A 428-nucleotide genomic window follows, 5' to 3' on the forward strand; every position below is an offset into this window, starting at 1 on the left:
TGGTCACCGGAATTTTTCCCGAACTCTGAAGGTTTTTACATTTTGAAATAAAACGAAGCTGGCATAACAACAGCTTTGAGAAAGGTGCTCATTTTGTTGCACTTCATTCGCACCTCTCAAGCAGGCGTTAACTATACAAATTATCAATGAATAGGAGGGGTTATGTTTAAAATAATGCAAAATGGCGTGAATCGTTTAGATATTGAGCTGAGTGGAAAGTTAGACGCTGAGGAAATGAAAATTGCGTTAGATGAACTTGTCAGTAAGTCGAAGAATATTGAAAATGGCAAGATGCTGTATAAAATTATTGATTTTCATCTTCCGTCACTAGGTGCAATTGGAATTGAATTTTCTCGACTTCCTTCGATGTTTGGACTTATGACAAAATTCGATCGCGCTGCGGTATTGACTGACAAGACTTGGTTAAA

General features: G+C 37.4%; 1 protein-coding gene. It reads left to right on the plus strand.

What is annotated here, in order from left to right:
• Positions 1-162: 162 nt before the first annotated feature.
• A partial coding sequence (locus COW15_RS09940) for an STAS/SEC14 domain-containing protein (protein ID WP_293632426.1) occupies positions 163-428 on the plus strand: 266 nt, incomplete at its 3' end.

Origin of the sequence: Shewanella sp. CG12_big_fil_rev_8_21_14_0_65_47_15 (genome assembly GCF_002783505.1) — a bacterium.
Taxonomy (GTDB): domain Bacteria; phylum Pseudomonadota; class Gammaproteobacteria; order Enterobacterales; family Shewanellaceae; genus Shewanella.